A 16,074-nucleotide genomic window follows, 5' to 3' on the forward strand; every position below is an offset into this window, starting at 1 on the left:
GACAGTAAGGCGGGGGTGGCAAGGTCGCTCCCGCCTTCACGATGACAAGGGGATGGATGATGGGTTTTGACCGGCGAAGCTTCCTGCAAGGCGGCGCATTGGCAGGCATGGCCGGGATCGCGCAACCGGCTTTTGCCGCGTCCGGTGCGGGCCTGGGATCGGCTGCCGGGTCGGTTGGCGGGATCGTCGATGTCCGCCAGTTCGGCGCCAAGGGCGACGGCACGGCGATCGATAGCGGCGCGATCAACAAGGCGATCGATCATGTCGCCGGACTGGGCGGCGGCACCGTCTATTTCCCGGCCGGTTCCTATGCCAGCTATACGATCCGGATGAAAAGCCGGGTCACGCTGTTCCTGGCGGATGGCGCTGTCCTGCTGGCCGCCGCGCCGACCGACACGCAAGGCTATGATCATGCCGAGCCGATCGGGGAATGGGGCGCCTATCAGGATTTCGGGCATAGCCATTGGCGCAACAGCCTGATCTGGGGCGAGGGGCTGAACGACATCGCCATCCTCGGTCCGGGGCTGATTTGGGGCAAGGGACTGGGCCGGGGTGACGGCAAGGATAATTGGCTCAAGGATCCGACCGGTCCCGGTACCGGCAACAAGGCGATCGCGCTCAAAAATTGTCGCAACGTCCTGTTGCGCGACATCAAGATATTGGAAGGCGGCTGGTTCGCACTGCTCGCCACCGGGGTCGATAATCTCACCATCGACAATGTGCTGGTGGACACCAACCGCGACGGCTTCGACATTGACTGCTGCCGCAATGTGCGGATCAGCAATTGCACCGTCAATTCGCCCTGGGACGACGGCATCTGCCCCAAGAGCAGCTATGCGCTGGGCCATCCTCGCATCACCGAAAATCTCACCATTTCCGACTGTTTCGTCACTGGCAATTATGAAGTCGGGTCGGTGCTGGATGGTAGCTGGCGCAAGATGCCGCCATCCTTCGCGCCCAAGATTCACGGCCGGATCAAGTTCGGCACCGAATCCAATGGGGGTTTCCGCAACATCACGATCAGCAACTGCATCTTCGAGGATAGCCGGGGATTGGCGTTCGAGACGGTCGATGGTGCGGTGGTCGAGGATGTGACGGTCAGCAACATCACCATGCGGGGCATCATAGACGCGCCGCTGTTCCTGCGGTTGGGCAAGCGGATGCGCGGGCCTGCGGGCGTGCCGATCGGCACGATGAAGCGCATCCTGATCCAGAATGTGGTGAGTTCGGGCGCCAATATGCTGCCATCGGTGATTGCGGGACTGATCGATCACCCGATCGAGGATGTCTCGATTGCCGACTGCCATTTCCAGCATGTCGGTGGTGCGCCGGCGGCGATGGCCAAGGTGCGTCCGCCCGAGGCCGAACTGGCCTATCCCGAAGCGACGATGTTTGGCGATCTGCCCGCCACCGGTTTCTTCGTTCGCCACGCGCGCAATATCCGTTTCAGCAATGTCGAGGTGGCGGTGGCCGCGCCCGATCCGCGCGCGGCCTTCCGGCTGGAGGATGTGCAGGATGCGGATTTTGTCGGTTTGCGGGCGCCGCGTGGCACGACCTGGTCGCTTGACCGGGTCACCGGCTTCCGCAGTAGCGGTGCGCGCTGGATTGCGGACCGCCGGAGCGACAGCCCGCTATCCGGCGACTTTTAACTTCTGCGGTCTGGTGCGGCGGCGAAAGCCGCCGCGATCGCATCGCGGAAGGGCTTGGGACGGAAGTCGGCATCGAAGGGGCAGGGCCGCTTGGCCATGCCATCGGGCCGCAGCCGCATGCCGCTGAGCCAGCTATAGCGGTCGGACAGGCCCCAGCACATCACTGTCTTCGTCTGGGGATAGGATAGCATCAGGTCGAGATAGGCCTTGGCATGGGCGGCGACCTGCGCGTCGCGCGGACCGATGGCGCCGGGCAGCGGATTATCATGCACGTCCATTTCCGTGACCAGCAGGTCAAGGCCCATGCCGGTGACCTGATCCAGGAAGCGACGGAAGGCGGGCTCATCCAACGATCCCAGGCCCGTCGGCGTGTCGCTGAACTTGCTGCCGAGATGGCTCTGTATGCCGAGGGCATCGACGGGCGTGCCACGCTTGCGCATCTGTTCCAGCAGGCGCAGCACCGCATCCCGGTGCAGCCCCTCGTCGGCGCGCCAGCCCATATAGTCATTATAGACCAGTTGGGCCTTGGGTGCTGCCGCGCGCGCGGTGCGAAAGGCGATATCGATGGTCTCGAACGCGCCGATATGCCGGGACAAAGCGGTGTCGCGCAGCGCCCCGGTTTCGGAATCGATCGCTTCGTTGACGACATCAAAACTGTCGATCCGGTCGGCATAGCGGCCGGCGACCGTGGCGACATGGTCGGTCAGCAGCCGTTCCGCTTCTGCTCTGGGATTGGGCCCATAATCATGCTCCGCCACCCATTGCGGCATCCATCGCTCGCTGTGCCACAACAATGTGTGGCCGCGCACGCCAAGGCCGTTGGCACCCGCCCACTCGACGATCCGGTCGGCGGCGCGAAAGTCGAAATGCTGCGCATCGGGACGCGTGATCGACCATTTCATTTCATTTTCCGGTACGACCAGCGCGCATTGCGCGGCATTGAGCGCGCGATAGCCGGGGTCGGCGAAATTATCCTTCCCGACCGTGCTGCCGAAGCGGATGCCCTTGGCGGCGCCCAGCGTAGCGAGGGAGGTTGCCGATCGTGCTGATGCAGGAAGCGGCAGGGCCAGGGCGGCGGCGCCCGCGATCAGGCTGCGGCGATCAATCACCCGGTTCACAGCGTCACCCGTTCATTGGCGTGCAGGGTCAGTTGGCGGACGGGCTGTCCCGTCAGGCGCAGGCGAACCGTCTGGGCCTGCGGCTCGATGCCGATCAGATGGCGTGGTTTGCCCTGCTTGTCGGTGACGAGGCGCGCGTCCCCGCCCTCGATCCGGCCGATGGGTGCCCCTGCAAGGCTGAGGTCTGCGCCCCCGGCGCGATAGACCATGGTGGCGCTGCGGCCCGCATCGGTCGGCATCGACAGATGGGTGGCCTGCGCGGCCTCATGGCCGGGACGGACATTCCAGTGCAGATCGTCGGCTTCCTCGCAGACGCCGACAAGCCGCCAGCTATAATCGATCATCACCAGCGCGGCGGGGGAGTAGCCGGCGGCCTCGGCATGGGTGAAGGCGCCGGTGCGCGGGTCCATCTGCTGACGGAAGGTCATGTCGCGGATCAGCGCTGCGCACCAGGGATTCATCATCTGGCTGAACTCGGCGGTGCGGCCATAATGGTCGAACCAGCGACCAGCGCGCAATGCCGTCAGCGCCTGGGTGGCGCCGCCCCAGCTATTGGCGGGGATCGATCCGACAAAGGCAGGGTCGTCCATTGCCACCGACGTCAGCGGATAGGGTGCCCAGAAGGCGGCCGGATTATGCAGTTGCCGGGTCCAGAGCGTGTCGAACAGCGCCTGGTCGGGCACATGTTCGCCACAGACGCGCGAGAGAATGTCGGAGCGCACGCGCACGAAATCGCCCTTGGCATCCAGATCGTAGAAGGCCGCATCTTCCGGCACATAGAGTTTGGAGAGGATCAGGCCGCGAATATGCTCGGCCTGCGCGGCCCAGCGGTCGGACTCGTCCGTCTTGCCGAGCGCCTTTGCCATTTCGGCCAAGGCCCTGCGCCCGCCATAGACGGTTGCGGACAGGTCCGGGCACAGACGGGGCAGGGTGGCGATCGGGTGATGGGTGCGGGCGTCCTTGTTCGGGCACTGGTTGGGCATGCCGGCCCAGCGCGGGCTATTGTCATGGCCGGTGTCATAGGTGCAAAATCCTTCGACCAGTCCGGTGCCGCGCGTATTGCGATAGCGCATCAGCCAGCCATCCCAGGCCGAACAGGCGCGGTAGCTGGCCTCCAGCAGCGCGCTGTCGCCAGTCGCCCGCGCCAGTTCCCAGGCGGTGGCAGCGATCGGCACGACCATCTGGATCTGGCCAAAACCGGTTTCGACGATCTTGTTGTTGGCGGGCAACTGGCCGTCCGCCCGTTGCAACTCGAAGAAGGTCATATGGCTGTTACGGGCCACGTCCGGCCGGAACTTGCGATAGACCAGTGCCTCATGCGGTCCGCATTCCTGCCAGATGCCCTGATAGACGGCGCCTTCGATCAGCACCGGCTTGCTGACATAGGGCATGACCTGGACGTTGGCGGCCAATACCGCCAGCGCCTTGTCATAGGCCGCCTGCCAAAGCCGGTTGGCGGTGTTGAAGCGCGGCGCATCGGCAGCCGCTTCGGCATATGCCATTCGACTTGCGCCAGCGCTGGCAAGGCCGCTCGCGGCGGTGAGCAGGAAGGAACGTCGATCCATTTATATCTCCTGAGAGCTGCTTTAAGGCGCGACCGGCGCGGGATGATCGACCCGGACCCAGTCCACGTCGATCGATCCACCCGCGCCGTCGCGGGTGAAGGTGAACAGGCCCGGTCGTGAGCCTTTCCACCAGGAGAAACGGGCAAGGCCAATAGCATCGCCGAACGGCAGGAAGGCGCGGCCGTCGAGACTATAACTGTAGCGGACCGTCTGGTCTGCGCCGACGTCCGCCCGCAAGTCGACGGAGGAGCCGGTGAGGGCAGGGCCGGTGGTTTCCTCCCCGGCCGACGCCAGGGTCAGGTGTGTCTTGCCACTCTGCCGGACGATGCCGATCCAGCTAGGCTTCACGCCGAACAGGGTAAGCCCCGCCCGCTGGCCGTCGGTCATCCGGCCGATCTCGATCCGGGTCGTGATCCGGCTGCTCGGCCCCTGCAATATCTGGGTCAGCGTGTTGCGGGCAGTTACCAGATGGTCGGCGGGCAGGGCGTGGAGACGCAGGAAACCGGGGCGTGCGGTGAGGCTCCAGGCATCATCGTCCGGATTATGGTTCCATTCCCATTGTGGCCCCAGTTTCGCGCTGCCGAAAGCATCCGTGTCCTGGAGCCGATCCTGCGTTGGGGGCGACCCGGTGTCCGGCATGGCATGATGCTCGACCGGCTGGCCGACCTCGGTGCCGGGGCGCAGGTCGCCGATCACCGGCCAGTCATCGACCCATTTGAGCGGCTCCAGATAGGTGATGCGGCCAAAGGCGCCGCTGCTGTTGAAATGGATGAACCAGCCCTGGCCCGACGGCGTTTCGATCCAGCCGCCCTGATGCGGCCCTTGCAGGGCGCTGCTGCCTTGGGCCAGCACGGTTTTCGCTTCATAGGGGCCACGAATGTCGCGCGCGCGGAGCGCGACCTGCGCGCCCTTCTCCACGCCGCCATAGGGCGCCAGAATATAATAATAGCCGTTGCGCTTGTAGAATTTGGGGCCTTCGAGGATCGGCAGCTTCTGCTTGTCCTCGACGATCACCGTTCCGGCATCGAGCACGCTCTTGCCGTCCGCGCTCATGCGATGGAGGATCAGCGGGCCGGCGCTATGGCGGGAATGGACCAGCCAGGCCTGGCCATCATCGTCCCAGAAGGGGCAGGGGTCTTCCAGCATCGGCTGGTCGATCACTTTGACCGGCGCGCTCCAGGGGCCTTCCGCCTTGCTGGCGGTCGCCATGAAGATGCCCTCGTCCGGCGTCGCCCAATAGACGTAGAACAGGCCGGCATGATGGCGGATCGACGGTGCCCAGACTCCGCCAGCATAGCGGGTGCCGCCGATCGGCTTGGAAATCGCGTCGGTCAGGCTGTGGGGGCCGGGCATGTCATATTCGGGCGCGAACGGCAGGCGCGGCAGCACATGGCCAAGGATCGACCAGTGGACCAGGTCGCGGGAATGGAGGATCGGGATGCCCGGCGAGAAATGAAAGCTCGACGCCACCATATAATAATCCTGTCCGACGCGGATGACGTCGGGGTCGGAATAATCGGCGTAGAGGATGGGGTTGCTGTAGGTAGATGCGGATGAAATCGTCTTCGCCGCGGCGCCATACCCGCAGATCAGAGAGGCAGCACACAACAGGCTTGTCAGCATTCCGCTTTGAAGCGGCATCACATATCCCTCCTATCGGCAAAGCCTTATAAAGGCGCGCTTTGCTCGTTGATGGACTGATTGTGCGTGGACGAGTGCGGTAATGCAACAAATTTTAGATAGCGCTACCATTGTTTAGGTGCATTTTCACAACGACCATTGGTTCGATGTTGATATGCTGTCAATTTCAACCCTTACGAAGCGCTCTAACTTCGATTTCCACTTCTCAGGAGTGGACCGTCCGATTTCGTCAGCCTTCCAACAACAGCGTAAGCCACCCTGGAATTAGGCCACGCCGACTAGAAGGCACCTGCGGACCGAAGGCCGCTGCCATGATTGTGGCGAATCATATCGCTCCAACATCCCCTTAGCCTGTGCGGCTGTCAGCATCGTGGCTCTCACAGGTGGCTCTAGAAAATATGACCATCTACGCACATTTACGTTGACTTCAATCAACTGCGTTAATATCAAAATTGCACTATCGGATAAAAATAAACCGAGAGGATGGGGAGAAGTGCAATGCGAGGACGAGCGTCTTCATTATTCCTGACGGGTACCGCCCTGTTCACGATGGCCAGCGCGGCCGCCGCCCAGGAGGCCACGCCGCCGGCGGACGCCCAGAGCGGACAGGCATCAGCCCAGGATATCGTCGTCACCGGAACCCGCATCGTGCGCGACGGCTATACCGCGCCGACGCCGGTGACCGTCGCATCGACCGAAGAGCTGGTGAAGGCGACCCCATCCAACATTCCCGACGCGCTCAACAAGTTGCCGCAGTTCCAGAACTCGTCCAGCCCGTCGCGCAGCTCGATGAATTTCGCCAACACCGCGGCGCACGGCAATGTGCTGAACCTGCGTGGCGTCGGGCCGTTGCGCACGCTGATCCTGTTCGATGGCCAGCGGGTGGCGCCGACCACCTATCTCGGCACGGTCGATGTCAATGTCATTCCAAACCTGCTGATCCAGCGGGTGGACGTGGTAACGGGCGGCGCGTCGGCGGCCTATGGTTCCGATGCGGTGTCGGGCGTGGTCAATTTCGTACTCGACAAGAAATTCACCGGCCTGACCGGCGTTGCCCAGGGCTCGACGTCGCAGCGCGGCGACAATCAGGGCTATCGCTTCGGTATCGCTGGCGGTTTCGACTTCGGCGGCGATCGCGGCCACCTGTTGCTGAGCGCCGAGACTTTCAAGAATAACGGCATGCTGCGCAGCGATCGCAAACTGGGACGTGGCGCCTATAGCTATGTCGGCAGCACGGTCGGCTGCACCAATCCCAATGCTGCGGCCGATCCAACCGCCTGCTCGCCGGGCGGCTCGCTCAATCCCTATATGATCGCCTCCGGCGTGACGCTGAGCGCCGCATCGGAATATGGCAAGATAACGTCGGGGCCGTTCACCAATTACCGGTTCGACGCCAATGGCGCGCTGGTGCCGTTCAGCAACGGCACGGCAACCGGATCGCCGGGCTATTTTGTCGGGGGAGACGGGTATGCGATCTCGCCTGACACGCAGGCGGTCGCCCCGCTGCACACCTATCAGGCCTTTGGCCGGGCGAGCTGGGACTTCACGCCGGACGTGACCGGCTATGTCCAGGGCAGCTTCTCGCGCAGCGACCTGTCCTACACCTCGCTCGCCAACAGCCTGGTGCCGCCGACGGCCGCCACGCTCTACAGCGGCAATCCCTATCTGCCGGCCGAACTTCAGGCCGCCTTCACCCCGACCAGCCAGTCGATCACGCTCGCCCGCTATGGCGCCAATTCACCCCGGCCCCACACGACGGAACGCACCGATTACTGGATGGTCAATGCCGGGTTCGAAGGGACGCTGGCGGACAAATGGAAATGGAATGTCGCCTTCAACCATGGCGACTCCAATTTCTCGGTCGCACAGGAAGGCGTCTGGGATTGGCAGCATTTCTATGCCGCGACCGATGCCGTGCGCAATGGCAGCGGCCAGATAGTCTGCCGGGCCAGCCTGAGCGCCGATCCGACAATCGCGGCCCGCTACGCCAATTGCCAGCCCTTCAATCTGCTGGCCACCGGCGACGCCTATGCCAGTCAGCCTGGCTATGACTATGTCGTGGGTACGTCGCGTTACCGCGCCCGCATCTGGCAGAACGCCATGTCGGCCAGCATCCAGGGCGCCCTGTTCGACCTGCCCGCCGGTCCGGTCGACGTCGCGCTGGGTGCGGAATATCGCCGCCAGAGCCTGCGCCTGACCAGCAATGCCAACCCCGCCGATCTCGACACGACGGCGGAACGCAGCGCCTATTTCGCCGGCCTGCGCGGCGTGCCTTCGTCGGTTTATCATTATTGGCTGACCAATGTCGGCGAGGCGTCGGGCGACCTGAGCGTCAAGGAAGTGTTCGGCGAACTGGCGGTGCCGCTGCTCAAGGACCAGCCCTTTGCGCAGGAACTGAGCCTGAACGCTGCGGGTCGCTACACCGACTACAGTACGTCGGGATCGGTCGAGACCTGGAAGCTGGGCGCCACCTGGAAGCCAATCCGCGACCTGCTGCTGCGCGGGTCGGTCTCGCGCGATATCCGCGCGCCCAATCTGTTCGAGCTGTTTGCCGGCGACCAGAGCGCGATCAGCCTGCTGGTCGATCCGGTCAGCGGCATCACCGCCAATGTGCCGCAGGTGACGGGCGGCAACCCCGATCTGAAACCGGAAAAGGCCGACACGCTGACCTTCGGCGCGGTCATCACGCCGTCCTTCCTGCCGGGGCTCAGCCTGTCGGTCGATTATTACCGGATCAAGATCAAGGATGCGATCGGCACGTTGAGCCTGACCCAGATCGTCAACAATTGCAGCCAGAGCGGCGGCACCGCGCCCGAATGTGCGCTCGTCACCCGCGACACGCCGACATCCTTCCCCAGCCAGATCCGGGTGGCGCCCGCCAATATCGCCTTCCTGGAAACCAGCGGGATAGATTTCGACGCGTCCTACCGGACCGAACTGGCCGGCGGCAATCTGGGCCTGCGCCTCTATGCCAGTTATCTCGACACATATCAGACCCAGCAGTCATCGACCGCGCCGGTGCTGGAATATGCCGGGATCAGCACGATCAGCAGCACACCGGAAGGCCGCCCGCGCTGGCGTGGCACGCTCAGCGTCAATTATGAGGTCGGCCGGGTCGGCGTCTTCCTCAACCAGCAGCTGATCGGCAAGGTGAAGCTGGGCATCCCCGGCGGCCTGGAAAACGGCCTTGGCCAGACGATCGGGGCGGTCGGCTATACCGACATGACGCTCAGCTACCGCTTGCCGGTGGCCAACGGTCATGTCGAATTCTTCGGCACCGTCAACAATCTGTCCGACAAGGATCCGCCGTTGATCCCCGGCACCATTCCGGGCGTCAACATCGCCACCAATTTCGCGCTTTACGACACGGTAGGCCGCGCCTTCACAGGTGGCATCCGCTTCAAGTTCTGAAAGCCGGACGGCGGCCTGGTGCCGCCGTATCTCTCTCCCTGGGCGCCGGCTGCCAATGCAACCGGCGTCTCTTTTTTTGTCCAAGGAGGTCGCCTTGCCCCATGCTTCGCCCCGTCCCGTCCGTCGCCCGTCCAGCGGGGTCTTGAGCGCGATATCCTCCCTCGCGCTGCTCATGGCGCTCTCAGCGCCTGCCGTCGCCCAGACCTCCGATGCTTCGGCCGCAAAAATCTATGGCCGCACGCCGGCGGAATCCTCACCGCCCAGCTGGCCTCAGCCAGTCCGCGCGGCCAAGGGGGCTCCCAATATTCTGATCGTCATGACCGACGATGTCGGCTTTGGCGCCAGCAGCACCTTTGGCGGCCCGATCCCGACGCCGACCTTCGACGCGCTCGCGCAGGCCGGCCTGCGCTACAACCAGTTCAACACCACCGCCATCTGTTCGCCGACCCGCGCCTCGCTGCTGACCGGGCGCGATCCGCAGGCGGTGGGCATGGGCTATGTCGCCAACTGGGCGACCGGCTATGATGGCTATAACAGCGTCATCCCCAAAAGCGCCGGCACCATGGCCCAGATCCTGAAGGAAAATGGCTATAATACGGCGATGATCGGCAAGGGGCATGTCACCCCGGAATGGGAAATGAGCCGCGCCGGACCGTTCGATCGCTGGCCCACGGGCCTGGGCTTCGAATATTTCTACGGCTTCCTGGGGGCCGACAGCAGCATGGCCGAACCCAATCTGGTCGAAAATACCGAGCATGTGCAGGCCCCAGCCGATCCCGCCTATCATCTGGAACATGACCTGGCCGATCATGCTATCCGCTGGATCGACGAGCAGCATGCAGCCGCCCCGGACAAGCCCTTTCTCCTCTATTATGCGACCGGCACCGCCCATGCCCCCAACCAGCCGCCCGCCGACTGGATGGCGCGCTTTCGTGGCAAATTCGATGCCGGCTGGGACGCGATGCGGGCGGAAACGGTCGCCCGGCAAAAGCGGCTGGGCGTGATCCCGCAGGGGACGGACGATGCCCCCCGGCCCGACACATTGCCGCGCTGGGACAGCCTGACCACCGACCAGAAGCGTCTCTATGCCCGCTATATGGAGGCGTATGCCGCGTCGCTCGCTTATGCCGACGCGCAGATCGGCCGCGTCATCCAGCGGCTGCGCGACAATGGCGAGATCGACAACACGCTGGTCATCTATATCCAGGGTGACAATGGTGCGAGCGCGGAAGGCAGTTTCGACGGCAAGCTGTTCGAGCAGTCGGCGCTGAGCGGGGTGAAGGAAAATCCCGATTATGCCCTGGCCCATATCGACGATATCGGCACGCGACATGCCTATAATCTGATCCCCGGCGGATGGGGCTGGGCGCTCAACGCTCCCTTCCCCTGGGCCAAGCGCTATGGCTCTCATTTCGGCGGCACACGCAACGGCATGGTCATGTCCTGGCCGCGCCATATCCAGGATCCGGGCGGGCTGCGCAGCCAGTTCCACCATGTCAGCGACATCATGCCGACCGTGCTGGAGGCCGCCGGGGTCAATGCGCCCGAGATATTGGACGGTATTCCGCAGAAGCCGATCACCGGGATCAGCATGGGCTATAGCTTCACTGCAAAGGACGCGCCCTCGCACCGCACGACCCAGGTGTTCGCGATGGCGCAGAATCTGAGCGTCTACAAGGATGGCTGGGTGGCCGCGACCGCGCCGATGGTGACGCCGTGGGAACGCACGCCGCCGCCGCCCGTGCCGATCGACCAGCGCGTCTGGCAGCTATATGATACCCGTTCGGACTTCAGCGAAGCGCATGACCTGGCCGCAGCCAATCCGCAAAAACTTGCCGCGCTCAAGGATCTGTTCTGGGCCGAAGCGGCGACCGCCGGCATCCTGCCGATCCATGGCAGCGAAGGCGGGCAGAAGGGCCGGCCCGACCATAATGCCGGGCGCGCCCACTTCACCTATCATGGCCCGATCGGTCCTATTCCAGAGAGCGCAGCGCCGGGCCTGGTCGGCCATTCCTTCACCATCCGCGCGCAGGTGAGCGTGCCGGCCGATGGCGGCCAGGGTGTTATCGCCGTGCATGGTGGCCGCTTCGGCGGCTACAGCCTGTTCCTGGACAAGGGGCGACCCAGCTTCACCTATAATCTGACCCCGGCCCATATGAGCCGGATTGCCGGCACCGCGCCCCTGACTGCGGGGCGGCACGATATCGGCCTGCGCTTCGTCATGGACCAGGAAGCACCGACCAGTGGCGCCACCGCCACGCTGCTGGTGGATGGCAAAGAGGTCGCGCGCGGCCGGATCGACCGCGCCTTCGCGCTCGTCGTGTCGCACACCGAGGATTTCGAGGTCGGCCAGGACAGTATCAGCCCGGTCGATCCTGCCTATGATGTGGCCAGCGGCCACTTCACCGGGACGATCGAGCGAGTGGATATCAGCCTGCCCTAGGGTACCTTTGCTTTTCGCATTTTGCGAGCCGTCCGCTGTGCCAGCTGACTTCAAAATGCTCTAGCAATAGCGCGCCAGCCAGGCCTCCACCGACACCGGCAGTTCGGCTTCGCCCGGCGGGGCCAGCAGGCTGGCGCGCGCGCTCATCATCACGTCGCGGACATGCGCCTCCAGCGGCACGGTGCGATCCTCGGACGGCATATGGTCCCAGCGGACCAGCAGGCTCTGCAGCATCATGTTGCATAGCAGGATGCGGTTGCGCGCGACGTCGGGATGCACCCCCTCCATCAGCGCGCGCAGATGGCCGATCACCCGGAAAAGGTTCTGCGCCCTGTCTTCGACTGCTGCGAACAGGCTGGAGGTCAGCGACCAATATTGGGTCGCGAAATGCAGCAGGAAATGGGCATAGGGATGGGCGCCTGATTCGTCCTTCAGGTCGAGCTGCGGCAACAGCAATATGCCCAGCAATGCCATCGGATCGCCCAGATGACCGCTCGCTTCCGCCTGTTCCAGCATCCGGCCGCGCACCGGATCCATCTGCTCCACGCGAGCGCCGAAGACGGCGGCGAGCAGCCCGTCCTTCGATCCGAAATAATAGGTGACGGCATTGGTGTCACCACAGCGGGCGGCCGTGGCAATCTCGCGCATCGACACGGCATCGATGCCGCGCGCCGCGAACAATGTTTCGGCAGCGCGGATAAGCCGCACCATCGGCGGCTCTGCATGGCGCACCCGCTTCCTGGCGGCGCTCAACTCTGGCAAGGCAATCATCTCCCGGCAATTTTCTGAGCAAATTATTGATGGATGAAGCTGGTGGGATCAACGGGTGGCGGCAACACTTTAATCTTTTGAGGAAGATGGAGTGTCGCGATGAAGCAGCGTCGTCGGATCTATTACACGGTCAGCCAGCGAGCGGAGATATGGGATCGCTGGCAGCGCGGGGAAGCGATGAGTTCGATCGGGCGAAGCTTTGATCGAGAGTCATCGTCGGCATTTTCGGTGATTTCGCCGACCGGCGGCATCCGGCCCGCCGATCGCAAGCGTGGCAGTCGTGCGCTGAGCCTTGCCGAGCGGGACGAGATATCGCGGCGCCTGAGCGTCAGTGAACCCTTGCGTGCGATAGCACGGCGACTGGGTCGCTCGCCCTCGACGATCAGTCGCAAAGTCAGGCGTAATGGCGATGTTGCACGGTATCGGGCGACGGCGTCCGATCAGGCGGCATGGGATCGTGCCCTGCTGCCCAAGCCCCGCAAGCTGGCTTGCTCGCCTTCGCTGGCACAGGCAGTAACGGCCAAGCTGCGCCGCAAATGGTCACCGGAACAGATTGGGGGGTGGCTCAGGCGCAGCTTTCCCAAGGAGCCGCACAGGCAGGTGTCGCACGAGGCCATCTACAGAAGCCTGTACATACAGGCACGCGGGGATCTGAAGAAGGAACTGCTGGAGCATCTGCGCGCCCGGCGCACCATCCGCAGGTCGAGGACCGCGCCATTCCCGGCCACTGGGAAGGCGACCTGATCGGAGGCACGAAGAACACTACATCGCCACGCTGGTCGAACGGCATTCGCGCTATGTGATGCTGGTCAAGGTCGCCAACAAGGATACGAGGGCGTCGTGTCGGCGCTGATCAGGCAGACGCAGCGGCTGCCGCGCGAACTCTACAAGTCGCTCACCTGGGACCGCGGCAAATAACTGGCCGATCATCCGCGCCTCTCACTGGCTACCGATGTCGAAGTCTATTTCCGCGACCCGCAATCGCCTTGGCAGCGCGGCTCCAACGAAAACACCAACCGCCTGCTGCGACAATATTTCCCCAGAGGAACCGATCTGTCGCTATACAGCCAGGCCAAGCTGAGTGCCGTTGCACGGCAACTCAACGAACGGCCAAGGAAAACGCTCGAATATCAAACGCCCGCAGAGCGTTTCCAAGCATGTGTTACCGCCACCCGTTGATCCCATCCTAGAAACCAGACGCTTTCTGAATGAAAGGCAGAAGTATTTTCCACTAGCGACCCATTCGGGAGGCTCAACCACAGAACTTCGATTCTCAAGTGCAGCCTGCCTGCTTTTCCATGCTGGACGCATGAGGACAACAGGTTTTCGAGCAAATTTTAAAGAATAAGACCTCCTGCAATGCGGGCGGGCAGATCATTCCTGCTATTTTTCCACATCAGAAAATAAGGAAATACAAATTTCCATCAAAAAATCGGTGGCTTAGCGTCTAGCCGAATTCCATCTATGCTTTCGACAAAGCATGCAAGCGCGGGGTTTTCATTATCGGGTCGCCAGATCAAGTTCAGCTTGGCTGGCCACTCTGTAATCGAAGGCATCGGCCGGAAGACAACGTTCGGAAAACGCAGGCGTGCCGCCACCTCCGGAACCAGAGCCATGCCGAAGCCCGCATCGACAAGGGCCAGCATCGAATGCATCTGGCCAACCTGATGCGCGATGCGCGGCGCAATCTGGGCCTGATCGAAAAGAGCCGTCAGTATGTCGTGGAAATAGCGCGCGGCGTCGGGCGAATACATGATGAAAGGCTGCTCATCGAGGTCGGCCAGCGCAATGTCTGATTTCTCCAGGAGGCGGTGTCCTGCAGGCAGTGCCGCGATCAACGGTTCGGACAGATATTCCCGAAAGGCAAAGCGGCGTGTGTCGACTGGCGGGCGAATGAAGCCGATGTCGAGAATGCCGCTGTTCAGCGCTTCGATCTGCGCAGCCGACACCATTTCTCGCAGAACGATGTCCACGTCAGGCATGAGCGCCTTCAATTTCAGCATGAGGTCGGGTAGCATCCCATAGCCCGAAGCTGCGGTGAAACCAATCCGCAACGTGCCGGCTTCGCCGCGCCAGACCCGTTGCGTCCATCGCATCGCACTCTCGCTGAGACGAAGAATACGCTGCGCTTCGGGCAGGAAAACACGTCCGGCCGGGGTCAACCTGACCGCTCTGCTGTTTCGTTCGAGCAGCGGTACCCCCACCTCGCGCTCCAGCAATTGGATCTGCCGGCTGAGCGGTGGCTGGGTCATGTTCAGATGCTGCGCGGCCTGGCCAAAATGCAGATGTTCGGCGACCGCGACGAAGCACCGAAGCTGGCTCATCTCAAACATCAATTCAAAACCTGTATCGCTGACAACAATTTTTAGCTTAGCCAACATCGATGCCAGGCGCTAGCCCATGTCCCAAGCCAGACACGCAAGTCGGCAGCCGAACGGGACGAGGATCATGCGACATCCGTCTTCTTCGACTGCCGGGACCGACCAGACCTCGACCGAATGAAGAAGGATTTCCCGATGAGCAAAATGACCCCGCAAGAAATGGCCCGGACGATCGGCGCTGGCCTGCTGACTTTCCCGGTAACCCATTTCGATGCCGAGAACCGGGTCGACGAAAAGGCTTTCCGCGATCATTGCGCCTGGATGCTCGACCATGAGGTCGCCGCCCTGTTCGCCGCTGGCGGCACCGGTGAATTCTTCTCGCTGACGCCATCCGAGGTCGATCAGGTCGTGCGTGCGTCCGTGGAAGAAACGGCCGGCAAGGTGCCCGTGATCGCTGGCGCCGGCTATGGCACGCAGACGGCCATCGAGTTGGCCCAGGCTGCCGAACGGGCGGGCGCCGACGGCATCCTGCTTCTGCCCCCCTATCTCACCGAGACGCCGCAGGAAGGCGTGGCTGCCCATATCGAGGCGGTCTGCAAGTCGGTTTCGATCGGCGTCATCCATTATAACCGCGCCAATGCGATCATCCGCGAGGATGCCCTGGCACGGGTTGCGGACCGTTGCCCCAATCTTGTCGGTTTCAAGGATGGCGTCGGCGATCTGGAACTGATGATGAAGGTCTATGCCAAGCTCGGCGATCGGCTCACTTATGTCGGCGGCCTGCCTACGGCCGAAACCTTCGCTATGCCCTATCTGGAAATGGGTGTGACGACCTATTCCTCGGCCATCTACAATTTCATGCCGGAATGGGCGGTGGCCTTCTACAAGGCGGTCCGCGCGAAGGACAATGCGACGGCCGTCCGCATGCTCAATGAATTCGTCTTCCCCTATCTCAATATCCGCGACAAGCAGCGCGGCTATGCCGTCTCGATCGTCAAGGCGGGATTGAAGTCCGTCGGTCGGCCGGCCGGCCCGGTGCGACTGCCGCTGGTCGATCTCAACGAAGCCGAACAGGCCGAACTGGATGCCCTGATCGCAAAGGCCAACGCCCCCTTCGTCGAGGCGCGCCGTGCTGCTTGAAGCGAGACATCCGAC

Annotated in this window: 9 protein-coding genes and 1 pseudogene; 5 read left to right on the forward strand and 5 right to left on the reverse strand. The window is 63.0% G+C overall.

Going from position 1 to position 16,074, the window contains the following annotated elements:
• The first annotated feature begins 59 nt into the window (after positions 1-59).
• On the forward strand, positions 60-1,649 hold the full coding sequence (locus U0025_RS09315; protein ID WP_004207078.1) for a rhamnogalacturonidase: 1,590 nt from the start codon (positions 60-62) through the stop codon (positions 1,647-1,649).
• Here the strand turns inward: U0025_RS09315 and U0025_RS09320 are convergent.
• From U0025_RS09320 to U0025_RS09330, 3 genes are read right to left on the reverse strand one after another with little or no spacing between them, the layout of a single operon-like run.
• Positions 1,646-2,767, reverse strand: a complete 1,122-nt coding sequence (locus U0025_RS09320; protein WP_004207079.1) for an endo-1,4-beta-xylanase — start codon at positions 2,765-2,767, stop codon at positions 1,646-1,648. The two genes, U0025_RS09315 and U0025_RS09320, sit on opposite strands and share 4 nt — an antisense overlap.
• A complete protein-coding gene (locus tag U0025_RS09325) occupies positions 2,764-4,332 on the reverse strand; it encodes an MGH1-like glycoside hydrolase domain-containing protein (RefSeq protein WP_004207080.1) in 1,569 nt (522 codons plus the stop codon). Before U0025_RS09325 ends, U0025_RS09320 begins: the two co-directional genes overlap by 4 nt.
• A gap of 21 nt (positions 4,333-4,353) precedes the next feature.
• Positions 4,354-5,973, reverse strand: a complete 1,620-nt coding sequence (locus U0025_RS09330; RefSeq protein WP_004207081.1) for a glycoside hydrolase family 43 protein — start codon at positions 5,971-5,973, stop codon at positions 4,354-4,356.
• A 549-nt stretch (positions 5,974-6,522) separates the two neighbouring features.
• On the opposite strand from U0025_RS09330, the gene U0025_RS09335 reads away from it, so the two are divergent.
• Positions 6,523-9,384 carry a TonB-dependent receptor plug domain-containing protein gene (locus tag U0025_RS09335; RefSeq protein ID WP_051156867.1) on the forward strand — a complete coding sequence of 954 codons (2,862 nt, stop codon included), beginning with the start codon at positions 6,523-6,525 and terminating at the stop codon, positions 9,382-9,384.
• Positions 9,385-9,556: 172 nt separating this feature from the next.
• Complete coding sequence (locus tag U0025_RS09340; RefSeq protein ID WP_037490109.1) at positions 9,557-11,827, forward strand: arylsulfatase; 2,271 nt, start codon at positions 9,557-9,559, stop codon at positions 11,825-11,827.
• A gap of 60 nt (positions 11,828-11,887) precedes the next feature.
• Here the strand turns inward: U0025_RS09340 and U0025_RS09345 are convergent, their stop codons facing one another.
• Complete coding sequence (locus tag U0025_RS09345) at positions 11,888-12,589, reverse strand: TetR/AcrR family transcriptional regulator (protein ID WP_004207084.1); 702 nt, start codon at positions 12,587-12,589, stop codon at positions 11,888-11,890.
• 108 nt (positions 12,590-12,697) lie between these two features.
• Between U0025_RS09345 and U0025_RS09350 the strand changes: the two are divergent.
• A pseudogene (locus U0025_RS09350) lies at positions 12,698-13,777 on the forward strand (IS30 family transposase).
• 245 nt (positions 13,778-14,022) lie between these two features.
• On the opposite strand, the gene U0025_RS09355 reads toward U0025_RS09350, so the two are convergent.
• On the reverse strand, positions 14,023-14,979 hold the full coding sequence (locus U0025_RS09355) for a LysR family transcriptional regulator (RefSeq protein WP_254792294.1): 957 nt from the start codon (positions 14,977-14,979) through the stop codon (positions 14,023-14,025).
• A 135-nt stretch (positions 14,980-15,114) separates the two neighbouring features.
• Between U0025_RS09355 and kdgD the strand changes: the two genes are divergently transcribed.
• Positions 15,115-16,059 (forward strand): 5-dehydro-4-deoxyglucarate dehydratase, encoded by a 945-nt coding sequence (gene kdgD / locus U0025_RS09360; protein WP_004207087.1) that lies wholly within the window; start codon positions 15,115-15,117, stop codon positions 16,057-16,059.
• The last annotated feature ends 15 nt before the right edge of the window (positions 16,060-16,074 follow it).

Source organism: Sphingobium yanoikuyae (assembly GCF_034424525.1).
GTDB lineage: Bacteria > Pseudomonadota > Alphaproteobacteria > Sphingomonadales > Sphingomonadaceae > Sphingobium > Sphingobium yanoikuyae.

Excerpts from the sequence above, each read along its gene's own strand:
- U0025_RS09315 (WP_004207078.1), top strand. The coding sequence starts at position 60 with ATGGGTTTTGACCGGCGAAGCTTCCTGCAAGGCGGCGCATTGGCAGGC.
- U0025_RS09325 (WP_004207080.1), bottom strand. The coding sequence starts at position 4,332 with ATGGATCGACGTTCCTTCCTGCTCACCGCCGCGAGCGGCCTTGCCAGC.
- U0025_RS09330 (WP_004207081.1), bottom strand. The coding sequence starts at position 5,973 with ATGCCGCTTCAAAGCGGAATGCTGACAAGCCTGTTGTGTGCTGCCTCT.
- U0025_RS09335 (WP_051156867.1), top strand. The coding sequence starts at position 6,523 with ATGGCCAGCGCGGCCGCCGCCCAGGAGGCCACGCCGCCGGCGGACGCC.
- U0025_RS09340 (WP_037490109.1), top strand. The coding sequence starts at position 9,557 with ATGGCGCTCTCAGCGCCTGCCGTCGCCCAGACCTCCGATGCTTCGGCC.
- U0025_RS09355 (WP_254792294.1), bottom strand. The coding sequence starts at position 14,979 with ATGTTGGCTAAGCTAAAAATTGTTGTCAGCGATACAGGTTTTGAATTG.
- kdgD (WP_004207087.1), top strand. The coding sequence starts at position 15,115 with ATGAGCAAAATGACCCCGCAAGAAATGGCCCGGACGATCGGCGCTGGC.